Source organism: Streptomyces rimosus (assembly GCF_008704655.1).
GTDB lineage: Bacteria > Actinomycetota > Actinomycetes > Streptomycetales > Streptomycetaceae > Streptomyces > Streptomyces rimosus.
Map to the genome: position 1 here is coordinate 6,597,216 of NZ_CP023688.1, position 17,223 is coordinate 6,614,438.

Annotated in this window: 18 protein-coding genes; 8 read left to right on the top strand and 10 right to left on the bottom strand. The window is 72.7% G+C overall.

The features are described 5' to 3' along the window. Positions 1–4 precede the first annotated feature (4 nt). A complete protein-coding gene (locus tag CP984_RS28610) occupies positions 5–304 on the bottom strand; it encodes a hypothetical protein (RefSeq protein WP_003982951.1) in 300 nt (99 codons plus the stop codon). 111 nt (positions 305–415) lie between these two features. Between CP984_RS28610 and CP984_RS28615 the strand changes: the two genes are divergently transcribed. Further along, entirely contained in the window at positions 416–1,219 is an 804-nt protein-coding gene (locus CP984_RS28615) for a maleylpyruvate isomerase family mycothiol-dependent enzyme (RefSeq protein WP_371281166.1), read from the top strand. Positions 1,220–1,250: 31 nt separating this feature from the next. On the opposite strand, the gene CP984_RS28620 is transcribed toward CP984_RS28615, so the two are convergent. From CP984_RS28620 to CP984_RS28645, 5 genes are all read right to left on the bottom strand, one after another. Next, complete coding sequence (locus tag CP984_RS28620; RefSeq protein ID WP_003982949.1) at positions 1,251–1,562, bottom strand: helix-turn-helix domain-containing protein; 312 nt, start codon at positions 1,560–1,562, stop codon at positions 1,251–1,253. Between the two features lie 260 nt (positions 1,563–1,822). After that, on the bottom strand, positions 1,823–2,833 hold the full coding sequence (locus CP984_RS28630; RefSeq protein WP_003982948.1) for an LLM class F420-dependent oxidoreductase: 1,011 nt from the start codon (positions 2,831–2,833) through the stop codon (positions 1,823–1,825). Between the two features lie 183 nt (positions 2,834–3,016). Then, positions 3,017–3,871: a DUF5336 domain-containing protein gene (locus CP984_RS28635; protein WP_078575612.1), complete on the bottom strand. Its 855-nt coding sequence runs from the start codon at positions 3,869–3,871 to the stop codon at positions 3,017–3,019. A gap of 179 nt (positions 3,872–4,050) precedes the next feature. After that, on the bottom strand, positions 4,051–5,028 hold the full coding sequence (locus CP984_RS28640) for an N-acetylmuramoyl-L-alanine amidase (protein ID WP_003982946.1): 978 nt from the start codon (positions 5,026–5,028) through the stop codon (positions 4,051–4,053). Positions 5,029–5,049: 21 nt separating this feature from the next. Then, complete coding sequence (locus CP984_RS28645; protein ID WP_003982945.1) at positions 5,050–5,700, bottom strand: class I SAM-dependent methyltransferase; 651 nt, start codon at positions 5,698–5,700, stop codon at positions 5,050–5,052. A gap of 346 nt (positions 5,701–6,046) precedes the next feature. On the opposite strand from CP984_RS28645, the gene CP984_RS28650 reads away from it, so the two are divergent. The 5 genes from CP984_RS28650 to gcvH all read left to right on the top strand — a co-directional run bounded on the left by CP984_RS28650 (position 6,047) and on the right by gcvH (position 12,353). Continuing rightward, entirely contained in the window at positions 6,047–8,269 is a 2,223-nt protein-coding gene (locus CP984_RS28650) for an acyl-CoA dehydrogenase (protein ID WP_003982942.1), read from the top strand. A gap of 29 nt (positions 8,270–8,298) precedes the next feature. Further along, the gene (locus CP984_RS28655) at positions 8,299–9,495 is read left to right on the top strand and encodes a lipid-transfer protein (protein WP_003982941.1); all 1,197 of its coding nucleotides are present in this window, start codon (positions 8,299–8,301) and stop codon (positions 9,493–9,495) included. Positions 9,496–9,624: 129 nt separating this feature from the next. Then, on the top strand, positions 9,625–11,073 hold the full coding sequence (locus tag CP984_RS28660; RefSeq protein ID WP_003982940.1) for an MFS transporter: 1,449 nt from the start codon (positions 9,625–9,627) through the stop codon (positions 11,071–11,073). After that, complete coding sequence (locus CP984_RS28665) at positions 11,066–11,857, top strand: SDR family NAD(P)-dependent oxidoreductase (protein ID WP_003982939.1); 792 nt, start codon at positions 11,066–11,068, stop codon at positions 11,855–11,857. The genes CP984_RS28660 and CP984_RS28665 overlap by 8 nt, the downstream gene beginning before the upstream one ends. Positions 11,858–11,957: 100 nt before the next feature. Next, a complete protein-coding gene (gene gcvH, locus CP984_RS28670; protein ID WP_003982938.1) occupies positions 11,958–12,353 on the top strand; it encodes a glycine cleavage system protein GcvH in 396 nt (131 codons plus the stop codon). Positions 12,354–12,375: 22 nt separating this feature from the next. Here gcvH and CP984_RS28675 read toward each other — a convergent pair whose 3' ends face one another. Beyond that, positions 12,376–13,032 (bottom strand): response regulator transcription factor, encoded by a 657-nt coding sequence (locus CP984_RS28675; protein ID WP_043977713.1) that lies wholly within the window; start codon positions 13,030–13,032, stop codon positions 12,376–12,378. 92 nt (positions 13,033–13,124) lie between these two features. Further along, complete coding sequence (locus CP984_RS28680; protein WP_003982936.1) at positions 13,125–13,685, bottom strand: TetR/AcrR family transcriptional regulator; 561 nt, start codon at positions 13,683–13,685, stop codon at positions 13,125–13,127. Positions 13,686–13,800: 115 nt separating this feature from the next. Here CP984_RS28680 and CP984_RS28685 point away from each other — a divergent pair, with 115 nt between their 5' ends. Next, entirely contained in the window at positions 13,801–14,721 is a 921-nt protein-coding gene (locus CP984_RS28685) for a DMT family transporter (RefSeq protein WP_003982935.1), read from the top strand. On the opposite strand, the gene CP984_RS28690 is transcribed toward CP984_RS28685, so the two are convergent. After that, positions 14,712–15,482, bottom strand: a complete 771-nt coding sequence (locus CP984_RS28690) for a serine/threonine-protein kinase (protein ID WP_226048712.1) — start codon at positions 15,480–15,482, stop codon at positions 14,712–14,714. The genes CP984_RS28685 and CP984_RS28690 overlap by 10 nt on opposite strands. A gap of 90 nt (positions 15,483–15,572) precedes the next feature. Then, positions 15,573–15,779, bottom strand: coding sequence for a DUF7848 domain-containing protein (locus tag CP984_RS28695; RefSeq protein ID WP_003982933.1), 207 nt, complete (start codon positions 15,777–15,779; stop codon positions 15,573–15,575). Between the two features lie 114 nt (positions 15,780–15,893). Between CP984_RS28695 and CP984_RS28700 the strand changes: the two genes are divergently transcribed. Then, the gene (locus CP984_RS28700; RefSeq protein WP_030180964.1) at positions 15,894–17,222 is read left to right on the top strand and encodes a hypothetical protein; all 1,329 of its coding nucleotides are present in this window, start codon (positions 15,894–15,896) and stop codon (positions 17,220–17,222) included. Position 17,223 lies beyond the last annotated feature (1 nt).

A 17,223-nucleotide genomic window follows, 5' to 3' on the forward strand; every position in this document is an offset into this window, starting at 1 on the left:
TTCCTCAGTGCTCGATCCGCCGGATACGGGCCGCCAGGGCATGCCCCAGCACCAGGTACACGAGCGCCGGCAGCCCGTAGTTCAGCAGCGTCCGCAGCCACTCCGCGTCGAAGGTGAAGAGGTTGTACGACCAGCCCGCCAGCCACCGTGCCCCGCCCTGGACGAAGTGCACCAGGTCGTTGGCGCGGTTCGCGTCGAGCAGGTACATCACGATCCACAGGCCGAGGATGACGGCCGTGAGGTCGGCGACGACGGTGACGGCCCGGGCCGCCTGACTGCTTCCGTAGCGGTGTCTCCTGGACATGACAGCCGGGTAGCCACATAAGCCCGGCATAAACAACTCCCGGGCGGCGGCGCCCCGTTCGTGGAGAAAACGGGCGGCCCTCCGCCCCGCCCACGCACTACTGTTCGCCTCATGACGATCACCATGACCGGCACCCTCGACCACGACCGCTACTGCGCCGAGATCCTCGCCCAGACCGACCTGCTCCGGGAGACCGTCCGCGGCGCCGACCTGAAGACGACCGTACCGACCTGTCCGGACTGGACCATCGAAGACCTCCTGCGCCATGTCGGCGGCGCGCACCGCTGGGTGGACACGACCGTACGGACCCGGGCCAACGAGATGGTCCCGTTCGACGCGGTCCCCAACCACCGGGGCCCCGAGGGCGACGACCCGGAAGCCCTGGACGCCTGGCTGGCGGACGGCGCGCGGCGCGTCGTCGAGGCGCTGCGCGAGGCGGGCGGCGACACCCTGCTGTGGGCCTGGATGCCGGACCAGCCGACGGTCTTCTGGTCCCGCCGGATGACCCACGAGACGGTTGTCCACCGGGCGGACGCGGCGTCCGCGACGGGCGCCGATTTCACCCTCGACCCGGAAGTGGCCGCCGACACCATGGAGGAGTGGACCCAACTGGTCTGCCTGGCCCCCCTCCTCAAGCCCGACCACCCGGCCGCCCGCCTCCTCGGCACCGGCCGCACCTTCCGCCTCCACGCCACCGACGCCCCGCCCGGCGCCCCCGCCGACTGGCTCCTCGACTACACCGGCGACAAGGCCACCTACCGCCACACCCCCGACCCCGCCACCGTAACCCTCCAGGGCCCCCTCACCGACCTCCTCCGCGTCTACTACCGCCGCCTCCCGGTGGACACCCCGGGCATCGAGGTCATAGGCGACCGCGCGTTCCTGGAGGAGTGGCTGGAGGCGGCGAAGCTCTGAGGGGGGGACGCGCCTGACGGGCCGCTCCGCATCAAGCGGCGTGCGGCACGAAGGACAGTGACACCTCGTCCGAGTCGATGGAGAGGTCGAGCTGAGCATCGAGGGCGTGCGCCAGGCGGCGCAGCAGCGGCAGGGTTGGTACCGTCCCGCCGCCCTCGATCCGCTCGACCTCCTCCGCACCGAGACCGGCCCGAAGAGCCAGCTCGCCCACCGACATCCCGAGCGCGCCGCGAGCATCGAACACCGCCTGCCCGAGCGCGATCGCCGCACTCGCCTCCACGTAGGCGGGATCCGCCCGGTGCTCGTCCGGGACCTCCCACCGCGTGTGGTATCCGCGACTCATGCGTTCTCCTCGAAGGTCCGGTGATCCTCGGTCGCTGCCGGGCCGTGTTCCGCTTCGCACTCCTTCTGCGCCCGCACGGCTCGCTGAACCTGTGCGTCTTCGGCGGAGCTCGCGGAGGGAGCCTTCCAGGTGCCGTGCCTCGGGTTCGATCTCCAGGGCGTACGGAGCTTCCATACCGCGAAGCTAGGTGGGCAGGCGGCCGGAGAAGCGGTGGAATGAGCCTGGTTCATCCTCTCGGGTCGGGCGGGTGGCACCTGGGGTCAGCCGTTCACCTCCGCAACCACCCGCAACGTCTCCACATCCGGTGCCGTGACCAGCAGGTCCGTCACCGGTCCCGCGCGCCACGCTGCCAGGCGGTCGGCTATGCGGGTGCGGGGGCCGATCAGGGAGATTTCGTCGGCGAAGGTGTCGGGGACTGCTTGGACGGCCTGGTCGCGGTGGCCTTGGAGGAACAGGGCCTGGATGCGGTGGGCGGCTTCGGGGTGGCCCATGCGGGACATCAGGGCGGCGTGGAAGTTGCGGGTGGCGTGGCCCATGCCGCCGATGTAGAAGGCGAGCATGGCCTTGACCGGGAGCAGGCCCTCGGCCACGTCGTCGCAGACCTGGGCGCGGGCCATGGGGGCGATGCGGAAGCCGTCCGGGGCGTCGGCGAGGGATGCCTCGTACACGTCGGTGCGGTACGGGGACCAGTACAGCGGGAGCCAGCCGTCGGCGATGCGGGTGGTCTGGGCGATGTTCTTGGGGCCCTCGGCGCCGAGGAGGACGGGGAGGCCGGCGCGGCGGGGGTGGGTGATGGGCTTGAGGGGTTTGCCGAGGCCGGTGCCGTCCGGGCCGCGGTAGGGGAGCGGGTGGAAGCGGCCGTCGAGGGTCACCGGGGCTTCCCGGCGCAGCACCTGGCGGACGATGTCGACGTACTCGCGGGTGGCGGTGAGCGGGCTCGCGGGGAAGGGGCGGCCGTACCACCCTTCCACCACCTGCGGCCCGGACAGGCCGAGCCCGAGCAGCATCCGGCCGCCGGAGAGGTGGTCCAGGGTGAGGGCCTGCATCGCGGTGGCGGTGGGCGTACGGGCGGCCATCTGGGCGACGGCCGTGCCCAGCCCGATCCGGGAGGTGTGGGCGGCGATCCAGGTGAGGGTGGTGAACGCGTCCGAGCCCCAGGCTTCGGAGGTCCATACGGAGTCGTAGCCCAGCCGCTCGGCCTCCTGGGCGAGTTCGAGGTGCCGGGGGTCGGGGCCGCGCCCCCAGTAGCCGAGCGCCAGACCGAGTCGCATGGGTGGGGCCTCCGTTCCGTCGGGCCGACGGTCCGCCACCCCTGCGCCTTTTGACGGAACGTCAGTGCGTTGGCGCAGCGTACGAGGCGCGGGAGGGGAAGGGAAGGGAGGGTGGTACGGCGACGGCCCCTCGCCCGGGGTGGGCGAGGGGCCGTCGCGCGGTGCGCCGCGGGCCGGGTGCGGTCAGCCGCGCTGGATGCCGGTCGTGTCCTGGAGGACGCCGCGGCGCCCGTCCTGCGTCTGTGCGACCAGCGCCTGGCCGCGCTGGTCCACGGCCAGGTACCACGTGCCGGGCGCCAGCTCGGCGATCGGCGTCGGCGCGCCGTCCTCGCCGTACAGCGGGCGCGCGACCGGAACCGCGAACCAGAACGGCGCGAAGTCCGCCGCGGGGGCGGGCTGCTGCGCGGCGGCCGGCGAGGGCTGCTGCCCGCCGTACGACTGCGGACCGCCCGGCTGCCCCTGGCCCGGCTGGCCCTGGCCGGTCTGCTGCGCGCCCGGGTAGCCGTACCCGCCGGGGCCCGGCTGCTGCTGGTGGGCACCGGGGTAGCCGTACCCCTGGCCCGGCGCCGCGCCGTACGGGGACGGGGTCTGCGGCCGCGGGGCCGGGATGAGACCGGCCTTCAGCGCGGGCACCAGCGGCGTGGCCACCGCCCCGCCGGCCAGCACCAGCGCGGCGATCAGGCCGAGGATCAGCCCGGCGCCCGCGCCGCCGCTGTTGACGGTCGTCCAGAAGGCGAACCAGGCGACGAACACGGTCCACGCGACGCCGAACTGACCGAGGTCGATACCGGCGACCTTCAGGGGCCGCGGCAGGGCCCGCGCTACGACGATCAGGGCGGCGGCGATGATGCCGGCCAGATACATGCCCATCAGCAGGGGCAGCGCGTCCCAGGCGTTCGTCGAGGTGATCTGCGGGCAGAAGCTGCCGGTGCAGTCGGAGCCGTCGTACGAGCTGATGTCGAGAAACGAGGCGATGAACAGCAACACCGCTGCTCCGATCACCACGCCGTCGCCTCTAGTGAGGGAGCGGATGTTCACGTAAGGGTCCTTTGTCGGTTCCGGTGTCTGTCTTCGCTGTCGCAGCCGTATGCGCTGGTGGGCGCGTGGCGAGGCACGGGGTGGCACCCCATCGTAAGGGGGAACCTACCGCCGGATCCTGTGGGCCGTCTTGTCGGTATCGGTCAGGTATCGAGTCGGTATCGGCAGCCGCCGCGCCGCTACTCGGTCAGGAAGCCCGTAATGCCCTCGGCGATCCCGCGGGCCGCCTTTTCCCGCCATTGCGGGTCGGTCAATTGCGCCGCGTCCTTCGCGTCGCGCATATTGCCGCACTCCAGGAACACCTTGGGAATGCCGGAGAGGTTGAGGCCGCCGAGGTCGGACCGTACGACGAGGCCGGTGCCGCCGCCCAGGTAATTGGCCGGGGCGCTCCCGGTCGCCGCCACGAACCGGCCCGCCAGGTGCTCGCCGAGCCGCCGCGACGGGCCGACGATGGCGGAGGTGTCCGCGGCGCCCGCGGTGACCCGGGCGGGCAGGATCACATGGAAGCCCCGGTTGCCCGCGCCCGCGCCGTCGGCGTGCACGGACACCGCCGCGTCGGCCTTCGCCTCGTTGCCGGCGCGGGCGCGCTCGTCCACGCACGGCCCGTACGGCCGGTCGCCGTCCTGGGTGAAGACCACCTTGGCGCCCTCGGCCTGGAGGAGGGTGCGGGCGCGCCGCGCCACGTCGAGCGTGAAGGACGCCTCGGCGTAGCCGTCGTTGGTGGACGTGCCGGTGGTGTCGCACTCCTTGCGCCCGTTGCCGACGTCCACCTGGCGCGCGATCTCCCGGGTGTGGTCGCGGTTGGCGGGGTTGTGGCCGGGGTCGAGGAGGACGGTGCGGCCCTTGAGGCGGGTGCCGGTGTGCCCGCCGGGGCCGGGCCGGTCTCCCTTGTCGTCCGGGTCGCCCGGGGTGGGCCGACCCCCGTCGTCCCCGGCGCCCGTACCGCCCGTACCGCCCGTACCGCCCTTGCCCGGCGGCCCGCCCGGTGACGACGGGCTCGCCGCGGGCAGCGCCTTCGGCGGCCGGTCACCGCCGTGTCCGCTCGTGGACCGCCAGATCAGCCAGCCCGCGGCGCAGGCGGCCAGCAGCGCGGCCAGGGCGACGACGAGGGTGCCGCCGAAGCGGCGGCGCGGGGGGAATGTACTGCCGTTCGACACATCGCGATCGTAGTGGTGCGGTCAGCGCCCTTCACCGGTGCGACGCAGTACGTGCAGCGAGCCGTGTGCCGATATTTCGGTGAACGCGCCGGATTCCAGGGCGCGCCGGTAGACGCGGTACGGGGCCTGTCCGCCGTCCGCCGGGTCGGCGAAGACATCGTGGATGACCAGCAGCCCGCCGGGCGCGACGTGCGGCGCCCAGCCCTCGTAGTCGGCGGTGGCGTGCTCGTCGGTGTGCCCGCCGTCGATGAAGACCAGCCCGACGGGCGTGTTCCAGAGCGCGGCGATCCGCGGCGAGCGCCCCACCAGCGCGATGACGTGCTCCTCCAGCCCCGCCGCGTGCAGTGTGCGGCGGAAGGCGGGCAGCGTGTCCATCAGCCCGACCTCGGGGTCGACCACGGACGGGTCGTGGTACTCCCAGCCGGGCTGCTGCTCCTCGCTGCCGCGGTGGTGGTCGACGGTGACGGCCGGCACGCCCGCGGCCCGCGCCGCGTCCGCGAGCAGGATCGTGGAACGGCCGCAATACGTCCCGATCTCCACCAGCGGCAGCCCCAGCGCCGCCGCTTGCGTCGCTGCCTCGTAAAGCGCCAGCCCTTCGTCGAGCGGCATGAAGCCCTTTGCCGCCTCGAAAGCGGCGAGTATCTCCGGCTTGGGAGCGTTCGCGGCGGCCATGGGGATTCCTCCTCGTCGTACGGTCGCCGGGCGGTGCGGCGGCGACTCATAACGACGGATGGTACGTGCCGGTAATGCGGTGAGGGCGCGGGTGGCACCGTAAGGGGCGAGAGGCGGTGAGCGGTGGGGAATGTGCCGCCTATTCCGGTTGGGCGGACGGTGCGGTTTACGGATTCGGGACGGGGAGGTTTACGTTTCCCTTCGGCCCGTACGGATTCGGTCCGTCTCGTACGTTCCTGTACGCATTTCACCGGGGCCGCTCTCCGTCCGCCCGGGCCCATCCGGTCCGGAAGTCGCCCCCGACCTGACCTACCGTCAGTTTGAAACGTGTTCTAGTCTGCCCGCCATGGGGAAGGGCTTCGACGCGAGTACGGGTACGGGCATCGGCATCACCCCCGAGCAGGGTGAGCTGGCCGCGGCGGTGCGGGGCTGGGCGGCGCGGGCCGTGCCGCCGGAGGAGGTGCGCAAGCTGCTCGACGCCGGGCCCGGCCGCCGAGGACGCCCCGCGTACTGGGACGGCCTCGCCGCGATGGGGCTGCTCGGGCTGCACCTGCCGGAGGAGTACGGCGGTGGCGGCGGCGAACTGCTGGACCTGGCCGTCGCGTTGGAGGAGACCGGCCGCGCCGCGCTGCCCGGCCCGTACCTGCCCAGCGTGCTCGCCTCCGAACTGCTGCGGCGCGGCGGCGCCCCGGACCTGGCGCGCGCCCTGGCCGCCGGCGACCGCATCGGCGCCGTCGCCCTCGGTACGGGCACCCTCCGCGCGGCCCCCACGGCCGACGGCCACGTACTGGACGGCACGGCGCCGCCCGTCCTCGCCGGTGGCGACGCCGATCTGATCCTGCTGGCGGCGGAGGCGCCCTCCGGCACCGTCTGGGTCGCCGCCGACGCCGCCACGCTCTCCGTACACCCACAGACCGGCGCCGACCCCACGCGCCCGGTCGCCCGCGTGACGGCCGAGGCCGTACCGGTCCCCGCCGACCGGGTACTGGAGATCGACACCGCGCTCGTACGGGACCTGGCCGCCACGCTGTTCGCCGCCGAGGCGTGCGGCACCGCGGCCTGGGCGCTGCACACCGCTGCCCGCCACGCCACCGTACGCGAGCAGTTCGGGCGGCCGATCGGCCAGTTCCAGGCCGTCAAGCACCTCTGTGCGGACATGCTCGTACGGATCGAGCAGGCCCGCGCCCTGGCCTGGGACGCGGCGCGCGCGGCGGACGAGACGCCCGCGACCCGCGGCCTGGTCGCCGCGCTGGCCGCCGCCACCGCCCTGGACACCGCCTTCAGCTGCGCCAAGGACTGCATCCAGGTCCTCGGCGGCATCGGCTTCACCTGGGAGCACGACGCGCACCTGTATCTGCGGCGGGCGACCGTGGCCCGCCAACTGCTGGGCAGCGGCGGCGAACACCGGCTGCGGGCGGCCCGGTTCGGCGCCGAGGGCGCGCGGCGCGAGCTGCGCATGGACCTGCCGGCGGAGCGGTCGCGGGAGGCGGCCCGCTACCGCGAGCAGGCCCGCGAGGTGATCGCGAAGGTGCGCGGCCTGGCCCCCGCGGCCATACGCCACGAACTGGCGCCCACCGGTTACGCGGCGCCGCACCTGCCCGCCCCGTACGGCCTGGACGCCGGCCCCGTACAGCAGCTGGCCGTCCAGCAGGAGATGCGCGACGCGGGCGTCCGGATCAGCGACCTGGGCATCGCCACCTGGGTGGTGCCCTCCCTGATCACCTACGGGACGCCGGAGCAGAAGGAACGCCATCTGCTGCCGACGCTGCGCGGCGACCGGCTGTGGTGCCAGCTGTTCTCCGAGCCGGAGGCCGGGTCCGACCTGGCCGCGCTGCGCACCCGGGCCGAGCGGGTGGACGGCGGCTGGCGCGTCAACGGCCAGAAGGTGTGGACCTCGGCGGCCCGGCAGGCGGACTTCGGCATCCTGCTCGCCCGTACGAACCCGGACGCGCCCAAGCACCGGGGCCTGACGTTCTTCCTGATCGACATGACGGCACCCGGCGTGGAGGTGCGGCCGCTGCGCGAGATCACCGGCGACTCGCTGTTCAGCGAGGTGTACTTCGACGACGTGCTGCTGCCACAGGACGCGGTGGTGGGCGAGGTGGACGACGGCTGGCGGGTGGCCCGGCACACGCTCGGCAACGAGCGCGTGCACATGGCCGACCAGGTCGGTTTTGACACCGGGCTGGAGGCGCTGATCGAGCGGTCGGCCGGGCTGGACGGCTCGGTGCGCGAGCGGGTGGGCGCGCTGGCCGCCGAGGCGCACGCGCTGGCGTGCATCGGGCTGCGCACCACCCTCCAGCAGGTGGCGGGGCGGGAGCCGGGCGCCGGGGCGAGCGTTCGCAAGCTGGTGCGGACCGCCCACCAGCAGAAGGTGGCCGAGCTGGCGCTCGAACTCCTCGGCCCGGCGGGCGCGACGGGGGAGGGGCCCGCGGAACGCGCCCTGCACGGCTTCCTGATGTCGCGCTGCCTGACGATCGCGGGCGGTACGACGCAGGTGCAGCTGAACGTCGTCGCGGAGCGGCTGCTCGGCCTGCCCCGGGACCCGGAGCCGCGCCCGCTCATCTGATTCCGGGCGCCCCTACGAGGAGGACCGCCATGACCGGCAAGGCGTACATCATCGGCGTGGGCATGACGAAGTTCGAGAAGCCGGAGACCCGGGACCGGCAGTACTGGGACATGGCGGGGGAGGCGGGCGGTAAGGCGCTCGCCGATGCCGGTGTCCCCTACAGCGTCGTGGAACAGGTGCCGGTCGGCTACTGCCATCAGGCTTCCACCGCCGGGCAGCGTGCCGTATACGAACTGGGCCTGACCGGCGTCCCCGTCTACAACGTCAACAACAACTGCGCGACCGGCGCCACCGCGCTGATGATGGCCCGGCAGTTCGTCGCCTCCGGCCTCAACGACTGCGTACTGGCCCTCGGCTTCGAGAAGATGAAGCGCGGCGCGCTGGGCGGCGGCGCGGACAGCGGCGACTTCGCGGCCTCGCCCGTGGCCCGCCACTACGGCGTGATGGCCGCCGCGCACGGCTTCGAGATGACGCCGCCGACCGCCCAGATCTTCGGCAACGCCGCGCGCGAGCACATGGACCGGTACGGAACCACGGAGCGGCAGCTCGCCGCGGTCGGCGCCAAGAACCACCGGCACTCTGCCGACAACCCGAACGCCCAGTTCCAGGACGTCTACACGGTCGAGGAGATCCTCGCCGCCAGGACCGTCCACCGGCCGCTGACCAAGCTCCAGTGCTCGCCGACCTCCGACGGCGCGGCCGCCGCCGTCGTCGCCTCGGAGCGCTTCGTCCGCGACCGCGGGCTCGCGGACCGGGCCGTGGAGATCGCCGGACAGGCCATGACGACGGACACCGCGGACAGCTTCGCCTCCGGGTCCTGCATCGATGTCGTCGGCCGCCCGATGTCCCGGGCGGCGGCCCGGCAGGCGTACGAGGCGAGCGGCCTCGGCATCGAGGACGTGGACGTCATCGAGCTGCACGACTGCTTCTCGGTCAACGAACTGCTGACGTACGAGGCGCTGGGCCTGTGCGCGGAGGGCGAGTCGGGCAAGCTCGTCGAGGACGGCGCCACGACCCACGGCGGCCGGTGGGTGGTCAACCCCTCCGGCGGGTTGATCTCCAAGGGCCACCCGCTCGGCGCCACCGGCCTGGCGCAGGCCGCCGAACTGGTCTGGCAGCTGCGCGGCACGGCGGGCCCCCGCCAGGTGCCGGGGGCCCGGGTCGGACTGGCGCACAACATCGGCCTGGGCGGGGCGGCGGTGGTGACGTTGTTGCGGAGGGGCTGACCCGAGGGGCGGCCGGGGGCCCTTCGACCTGAGGGCCCGAGGGAGGACCGGGGCCCTTCGGCCTAGGACCTGTGACCGGCCGTCTCCGGGCCGATAATCCGATGCCACCGTCGCGTGGCAGGTGCAACTATGGAGACCATGCCCCCGACAGCCACACCCACCACGCTGCCCGAAAGCGTCCGCCGCACCCCGCCGCCCACCTGGCTGGTGACCCTGCTGGTCTGCGCCGGACAGTTCCTCGTCGTCCTGGACGTCTCGGTCGTCAACGTCGCGCTGCCCAGCATGCGCACCGGCCTCGGGCTCAGCGAACTGGGACTGCAGTGGGTGGTCAACGCCTACGTGATCACCTTCGCCGGGTTCATGCTGCTCGGCGGCCGGGTGGCCGACCTCTTCGGGCGCAAGCGCATATTCGTCGTGGGGCTCGCCCTCTTCACCCTCGCGAGCCTGGCGGGCGGCCTGGCGAAGGAGTCCTGGCACCTGGTCGCGGCCCGTACGGTCCAGGGCGTCGGCGCGGCCATCCTCTCCCCGGCCACCCTCACCATCTTGACCACCGCGTTCCCGGCGGGCCCGGCGCGCACCCGCGCCATCGCCACCTGGACCGCGGTCGGCGCGGGCGGCGGCGCCGTCGGCGGCCTGGTCGGCGGGGTGCTGACCGAGTACCTGTCCTGGCGCTGGGTGCTGCTGATCAACGTCCCGATCGGCGCGCTGGTGCTGATCGGCGCGCTGCTCTGGCTCACCGAGAGCCGGCGTGGCGAGGGGCGGCGGCTCGACATGCCGGGCGCGCTCCTGGTGACGGCCGGGCTCGCGCTGGTGGCGTACGGCATCGTGCAGACCGAGTCGGCGGGCTGGTCCTCGGCGAGCGCGCTGCTGCCGCTGGTGGCGGGCCTGCTGGTGCTGGCCGCGTTCGTGGCCGTCGAGGCCCGTACGAAGGCGCCGCTGATGCCGCTGTCGCTCTTCCGGCTGCGCTCGGTGTACGCGGCGAACAGCGCGATGGTGCTGGCCGGCGCCGCGATGTTCTCCATGTGGTACTTCCTCAGCCTCTATGTGCAGAACGTCCTCGACTACACGCCCCTTCAGGCCGGGCTCTCCTTCATCCCGCACTCGCTGAGCATCGTGCTCGGCTCCAAGATCGCGCCGCGGCTGATGAACCGGACGGGCGCCAAGACGCTGGCCGTCGCCGGCGCGCTGGTCTCCGCGGCGGGCATGTTCTGGCAGGGGCAGATGGGCGCCGACGGCACATACCTCGGTACGCTGCTCGGCCCCGGCATCCTGATGGCCTTCGGCGCGGGCCTGACCGCCACGCCGATCGCCTCGATCGCCACCTCCGGCGCCGCGCCCTCCGACCAGGGCCTGGTCTCCGGCCTGATCAACACCTCGCGGCAGATGGGCGGCGCGCTCGGCCTGTCCATCCTGTCCACGGTCGCCGCCACCCGGATCGCGTCCGGCCACGGCGGCCCGGCCGCGATGGCCGACGGCTACGGCCTCGCCTTCCAGGTCGGTACGGTCATCCTGCTGGCGAGCGTGCTGCTGATGGTCCTCGCCCTGCCCCGCCGCCCCAAGGACGCGCACCATGACTGACCCCACGCCTGTGGTCCCGCCCTTCCCCGCCACCGGCCGCCGCGTCCTGGTCAGCGGCGCCTCGCGCGGCCTCGGCCGGGCCGTGGCGCATGCCTTCGCGGAGAACGGCGACCGGGTGGCGGTCCATTACGGCTCCCGGCGGTCGGACGCCGAGGAGACCCTCGCCGCGCTGCCCGGCAGCGGCCACGTCCTGCTCGGCGCCGACCTGGCGGACCCGTCCGGCGCCGCCGCCCTGGTCGGCGCGGCCGTCGAAGCTCTCGGCGGCCTCGACGTCCTGGTGAACAACGCCGCCGTCAACACCCCGCACCCGCCCGCGACCACCTCGTACGAGGACTGGACCGCCGCCTGGCAGCAGCACGTCGCGGTCAACCTGCTCGGTACGGCCCACCTCAGCCACGGCGCGGCCCAGGCGATGATCGCGCAGGGCACCGGCGGCCGGATCGTCAACATCGGCTCCCGCGGCGCCTTCCGCGGCGAGCCCGACCACCCCGCCTACGGCGCCACCAAGGCCGCCGTGCACGCCCTCGGCCAGTCGCTCGCCGTCGCCCTCGCCCCGCACGGCATCGCGGTGGCCTCCGTGGCGCCCGGTTTCATCGACACGGACCGGGTGGCCCACCGCCTGACCGGCGCCGAGGGCGTGGCGATCCGCGCGCAGAGCCCGTTCGGCCGGGTCGCCGCCCCCGAGGAGGTCGCGGCGGCCGTACGGTGGCTGGCCTCGCCCGAGGCCCAGTGGAGCTCGGGCGCCGTACTGGACCTCAACGGGGCGTCGTACTTGCGGACGTGACAGGCGGCCGCACGTGCGTACGCACGGGACCGTCGCACTCGACGCCCGACAGGCCGCCGGAAGCCTTCCCTCCGCCGGGGCGCGGTGGCAGCGTCGCGGCATGGCGAACATCCCCGCGGATCTCTCGTACACCAAGGACCACGAATGGGTCCGGGTCAAGGACGATCAGGCCACCGTCGGCATCACCGACCACGCGCAGCGTCAGCTCGGTGACATCGTCTATGCCGAACTGCCCAAGCAGGGCGAGCGGTTCGAGGCGGGTGACGCGTTCGGCTCGCTGGAGTCGGTCAAGGCCGTCACCGAGGTCTATGTACCGCTGACCGGTACGGTCCTCGCGGTCAACGACACCGTCAACGACGCCCCGGAACAGATCAACGACGAGCCGTACGGCGGGGGCTGGCTGGCCGTACTCCGGCTGTCCCGGCCCGGCGAACTCGAAGGCCTGCTGGACGCGAAGGGTTACGAGGCGTACATCCAGGAGGAGACGGCGGGCTGACGCCCGCCGCCCCGCCGCCCCGCTACAACCACCCGTTCTGCCGGGCGGTCCGCACCGCCTCCATACGGTTGCGGGTCCCCGTCTTGCCGATCGCCGCCGACAGGTAGTTGCGCACGGTCGCCTGCGACAGGTGCAGCTTCCCGGCGATGTCGGCGACGGTCGCCCCGTCCACGGCCGCGGTCAGCACGTCGCGCTCGCGCTGGGTCAGCGGATTCGGCCCGGCGCTGAGCGCCGCCGCGGCCAGCCCCGGATCGATCACCTGCTCCCCGGCCAGCACCCGCCGGATCGCCGCCGCCAGATCCTCCACCGGCCCGTCCTTGACCAGGAACCCGGACGCCCCCGCCTCCATCGCCCGCCGCAGATACCCCGGCCGCCCGAACGTCGTCACGATCAGCACCTTGCACGACGGCAGCGCCGCCCGCAGTTCCGCCGCCGCGTCCAGCCCGCTGCGCCCCGGCAGCTCGATGTCCAGCAGCGCGATGTCCGGCCGCGCCTCCAGCGCCGCCGGTACGACCTGGTCCCCGGCCGACACCTGCGCGACGACCTCCATGTCCTCCTCAAGGTTGAGCAGCAGCGCGAGCGCGCCGCGCATCATGCCCTGGTCCTCGGCGAGGAGGACTTTCACACACCCCGCTGAGGAGTCCCGTTCCGCGGGGCCGGTCGCTGCGTCTCGGCTCATGGCACCAGAGTAAAGCGCAGGTGGTCGGCTGTTTTTCAGCGCCTGCCCGGACCGGTACGGGCAGAACCGGTGGGCCGGGTGGAGGGCTGTGCTCAACAGGAGGCGAGGAGGGCGCGCGCCTGGTCGCGGGCGTGGCCGATGGGGTCGGCGAAGAGGTGCAAGCCGTGGGCCACGAGCGCTCCTTCGTGCAGCAGCATGAGCGTCCGGGCCAGGTGGCCGGCCCCGTCCGGGGTGCCGGCGATGCCTTCGGCCAGACCGGCGAACAGGGCGAGCATCCACTGCTTCTGGCCGGTGATGACCGGGTAGGCCGGGTGGGCCGGATCGCTGATCTCGGCGTGCGCGTTGACCATGCTGCACCCCTTGGTGCTGTGCTCCGCCGACCAGGCGCGGGAGGCGTCGAAGACGGCCAGGACGCGCGCCGCGGGCTCCGGCGGCGCGGCGTCGAGGTGCCGGTCGAGAAAGGCGCGCCAGCGTTCGTCGCGGTCCGCGAGGTACTCCACGACGATCTGCTCCTTGGAGCCGAACCGGTCGTAGAGCGTCTTCTTCGTGACCCCGGCCTCGGCGGCGATCAGATCCACCCCGACGGCGTGGATGCCGCGCTCGTAGAACAGCCGCCCGGCGGCCTCCAGGACGCGCCGCGCGGCAGGCGTCATCGCGATCCGTCGGGGCGTGGCGGAGGAACTGCTCATGCTCCCAAGTATACCGACCTGTATAGTGCGGTACGGGTATACCGATCTGTTTACTCCGTCCGCTCAGGGAGGGTGGAACGTGAACTTCCTGCTCTCGGTCGCCTTCGTGCTCTGCTGGAGCTCCGGGTTCATCGGCGCCAAGCTGGGCGCCGGCAGCGCCTCCGCGGTGACGGTCCTGATGTGGCGGTTCCTGCCGCTGGCCGTCGTCCTGATCGTCGTCGCGGCCGTCTCCAGAACGTCGTGGCGGGGCCTCACCCCGCGGGACGTGGCCCGGCAGGCCGCGATCGGCGTGCTGTCGCAGAGCGGCTATCTGCTCACGGTCTACTGGGCGATCGGACTCGGCGTCTCCAGCGGCACCACGGCCCTGATCGACGGCGTCCAGCCGCTGGTCGCCGGAGCGCTGGCCGGACCGCTGCTGCGGCAGTACGTCTCACGCGGGCAGTGGCTCGGCCTGTGCCTGGGGGTGGCCGGCGTCGCCATTGTCACCACGGCCGACGCGACGGCCGGCACCGGCGCGGCCTGGTGGGCCTACCTCGTACCCTTCCTCGGCATGTTCTCGCTGGTGGCGGCCACGTTCCTGGAAAGCCGCGGCGGCTCGCGGGTCGCGCCGGCGGTGTCGATGACGGTCCACTGCGTCACCAGCGCCGTCGTCTTCACGGCGCTCGCGGTGGCCACCGGAGCCGCACGCCCGCCCGCCGAGCTCTCGTTCTGGACGGCGATCACCTGGCTCGTGGTCCTGTCGACCTTCGGCGGGTACGGGCTGTACTGGCTCATCCTGCGGCGCTCCGGAGTCACCAAGGTCAACACGCTCATGTTCCTCATGGCCCCGGTCACCGCGGTCTGGGGAGCCCTCATGTTCGGCGAACCGTTCGGCCCGCAGGCCGCCCTGGGCCTGGCCGTCGGCCTCGTGGCCGTCGTCATCGTCCACCGTGGCGGCACCCCGTCCAGCAGAGTGTGGGCAAAGGCGTCACGAGGCGTGAGCGTGAAGACTCAGCGCTGACACGCGAGGACGGAACGGACCTCGGCGCTGGTCGGCCGGTCGCCCGGTACGGGGCTCAGCATGGCCTCGATCAGCTTGCCGAACAGGCCCGGGACGCTCACCGGGTGGTACGGGGCGGTGGCCACGGCCTTCCGCTGTACGGCGCGCGGCGCGTCGCCCGGACAGGCCACGTGCCGCCGTCCCGTCGCGCTGACGAGGAAAGCGACGCCCAGCGCGTAAACGTCCGATGCGATGGTGGGCACCGCTGTTCCCGTTTCCAGAATGCTCCGGGACATTTCCGGGCTCTCGTAAGGGATGACGCTTCCCGGATACGGGAAATCGACCGCGTCCGGCACCGGCCCGCCCTGCGCCAGGGCGAAGCCGATGAGCGTGGCGGTGCCGTCGGGGCCGATGACGACGTGCGCCGGATGAATGTCCCCGTGGACCCACCCCGCCCCGTGCAGCACGGCGAGCGCGTCGGCACACGCGTGCGCGGCGTCGAGGGGCGCGGGGCTCCCGCCGTCGCGCTGCGGCTCCCACAATTCGTAGAGGCTGGTGCCCTCGTGCCACGGCTGCGCGTTCCAGGTTCCGTACGGCCACGTCCCGTAGACCGCGAACATATCCAGGAGCTGGAGGACCACGGCCTCGCGGGCCGGGGCCACACCGGTCCAGTCCTGTCCGGGGTGCTCGTCCGTCTCGGGTACGGGGCGCCCGACCTTCACGGCGTACCGCTCCGCCGCGGTCCGTACGTCCCAGACGGTGGACCCGCGGCGATTGGTCACCAGGCGCACCCCGGTCGGGGTGAGGGCCACGGCCACGCCGCGCGGGAGGGGGCAGGGTGAGCAGGGTTCCACGGTGCCGGTCCCTTCCGGTCAGGCCTTCGGCGCGCGGATGGTGCGCGGCCGTCGGACGAGCTCGTCGAACCGGACGTGCGCCCCGCACGTCTCCCGCGCGTGCTTCGCCGCCCACACGTCCAGCGCCCGCGGGTCGCTGACCCGGGGCGAGCGGGCCCAGCAGGGACCGGACACGTCTTCGTGTACGCATTCCAGGCGGTAGGTGGCGGGCTGTTCCGAGGTCATGTTCCGCTCCTTGCGTGTGACGGATTTCCGACCAGCCAACTCCGGTACGTAATGCGGCGGTACGGTGCTCACGCAGGCGCGGTTTTAATGCCTTTAAAATGGAGTTGAGCGGCCATGACGCAGCGGACACCGAACTGCGCGTTGCAAGGTCTCTTCGCAGAGAGCGGCTGGACCCTCGATCAGTGCGCGCGAGCGGTGAACCGGGTGGGCACCGAGGTCAGCAGACGCCTGCGGTACAACGAATCCGCCGTGCACCACTGGCTCGGCGGGACCCTGCCGCGAGAGCCCGTGCGCCGCATCATCCTCGAAGCGTTCTCCCGGCGGCTCAACCGCCCCGTCACCCATGCGCAGGCGGGTTTTCCCGTACCGGCCGGTCAAACGTCCGAATTCGTGGGTACGGTGGAAGGGCTGGTCGAACTGGGGAGCATGGACGTGGACCCATCGCGACGTGGACTGCTGGGTGCTGGGCTCTTCTCCGTCGCCTTGACCATTCCCGGCTGGCAGGACGTCGTAGCCAGAGCGGAAGGAATCCAGACCGGGGCAAGCGCCCACATCGGCATGAACGACGTGCGGATGGTCATCGCCATGACGGAGCGGCTGTCGGAGTTGGACGACGAATTCGGCGGGCGCTACGCACGGCCTTTGGCGGCGTCTTTCCTGATCAATACAGTGGTGCCGGCCCTTGGCGCGGGTGGCTCGGACGAGGTCCGAAAGGCCATGCGGTCCGCCGCTTCGGACCTGTGCTATCTCGCCGGTTACATGGCTGTGGACGAGGGCGAACAGCACCTGGCCCAGCGGTACTACGTCAAAGCACTGGAGCTCGCCGGGGCGGCGAACGACCCCCTCACGTACAGCACGACCCTTCGTGGCATGAGCGTGCAGGCCGTCGACCTCGGCCACGGCGCCGAAGCCATGCGGCTCGCGGATGCCGCTGCCGCCGCGTCACCGGAGGTCGGGCCGCGGATGCGGGCGTTCCTGGCAGGGCAGCAGGCGCATGCGGCGGCGCAGACGGGGGACCGGGCAGGCGCGCTGAGTCACATCCGCGAGGCGGAAGTCGCGATGGAAAAGGCCGAGTCGCGGGCCCAGACGTTCCGCTCGTACGATCCCGCGTCGCTCCAGTACCACGTCAGCCAGGTGCGCTACGAACTCGGCGACAGGGCCGGGGCCGTCAAGGCGCTGGAGGAGTCGGACCGCGTACGCCTCAGCGTGTTCCGGCGCAGTCGCGTTCACCGACGTGGCCTACTCGCCGAACGCCAGTTGCAGCTGGGCCACCTGGAAGCCGCCTGCCACACCTGGAACCTGGCCCTGGACGACTACCCCCTGGTGAAGTCAGGCCGAGCCGACGACCGTATGCGGCGCATGGCCGCGTTCATCCGTCCGTACCGGAAGAACGCCGCCGCCCGCGCGCTGTACGAGCGGGCCCGGCCGCTGCTCAAGGTCTAGT

Excerpts from the sequence above, each read along its gene's own strand:
- CP984_RS28610 (WP_003982951.1), bottom strand. The coding sequence starts at position 304 with ATGTCCAGGAGACACCGCTACGGAAGCAGTCAGGCGGCCCGGGCCGTC.
- CP984_RS28615 (WP_371281166.1), top strand. The coding sequence starts at position 416 with ATGACGATCACCATGACCGGCACCCTCGACCACGACCGCTACTGCGCC.
- CP984_RS28620 (WP_003982949.1), bottom strand. The coding sequence starts at position 1,562 with ATGAGTCGCGGATACCACACGCGGTGGGAGGTCCCGGACGAGCACCGG.
- CP984_RS28630 (WP_003982948.1), bottom strand. The coding sequence starts at position 2,833 with ATGCGACTCGGTCTGGCGCTCGGCTACTGGGGGCGCGGCCCCGACCCC.
- CP984_RS28645 (WP_003982945.1), bottom strand. The coding sequence starts at position 5,700 with ATGGCCGCCGCGAACGCTCCCAAGCCGGAGATACTCGCCGCTTTCGAG.
- CP984_RS28650 (WP_003982942.1), top strand. The coding sequence starts at position 6,047 with ATGGGGAAGGGCTTCGACGCGAGTACGGGTACGGGCATCGGCATCACC.
- CP984_RS28655 (WP_003982941.1), top strand. The coding sequence starts at position 8,299 with ATGACCGGCAAGGCGTACATCATCGGCGTGGGCATGACGAAGTTCGAG.
- CP984_RS28660 (WP_003982940.1), top strand. The coding sequence starts at position 9,625 with ATGGAGACCATGCCCCCGACAGCCACACCCACCACGCTGCCCGAAAGC.
- CP984_RS28665 (WP_003982939.1), top strand. The coding sequence starts at position 11,066 with ATGACTGACCCCACGCCTGTGGTCCCGCCCTTCCCCGCCACCGGCCGC.
- gcvH (WP_003982938.1), top strand. The coding sequence starts at position 11,958 with ATGGCGAACATCCCCGCGGATCTCTCGTACACCAAGGACCACGAATGG.
- CP984_RS28675 (WP_043977713.1), bottom strand. The coding sequence starts at position 13,032 with ATGAGCCGAGACGCAGCGACCGGCCCCGCGGAACGGGACTCCTCAGCG.
- CP984_RS28680 (WP_003982936.1), bottom strand. The coding sequence starts at position 13,685 with ATGACGCCTGCCGCGCGGCGCGTCCTGGAGGCCGCCGGGCGGCTGTTC.
- CP984_RS28695 (WP_003982933.1), bottom strand. The coding sequence starts at position 15,779 with ATGACCTCGGAACAGCCCGCCACCTACCGCCTGGAATGCGTACACGAA.
- CP984_RS28700 (WP_030180964.1), top strand. The coding sequence starts at position 15,894 with ATGACGCAGCGGACACCGAACTGCGCGTTGCAAGGTCTCTTCGCAGAG.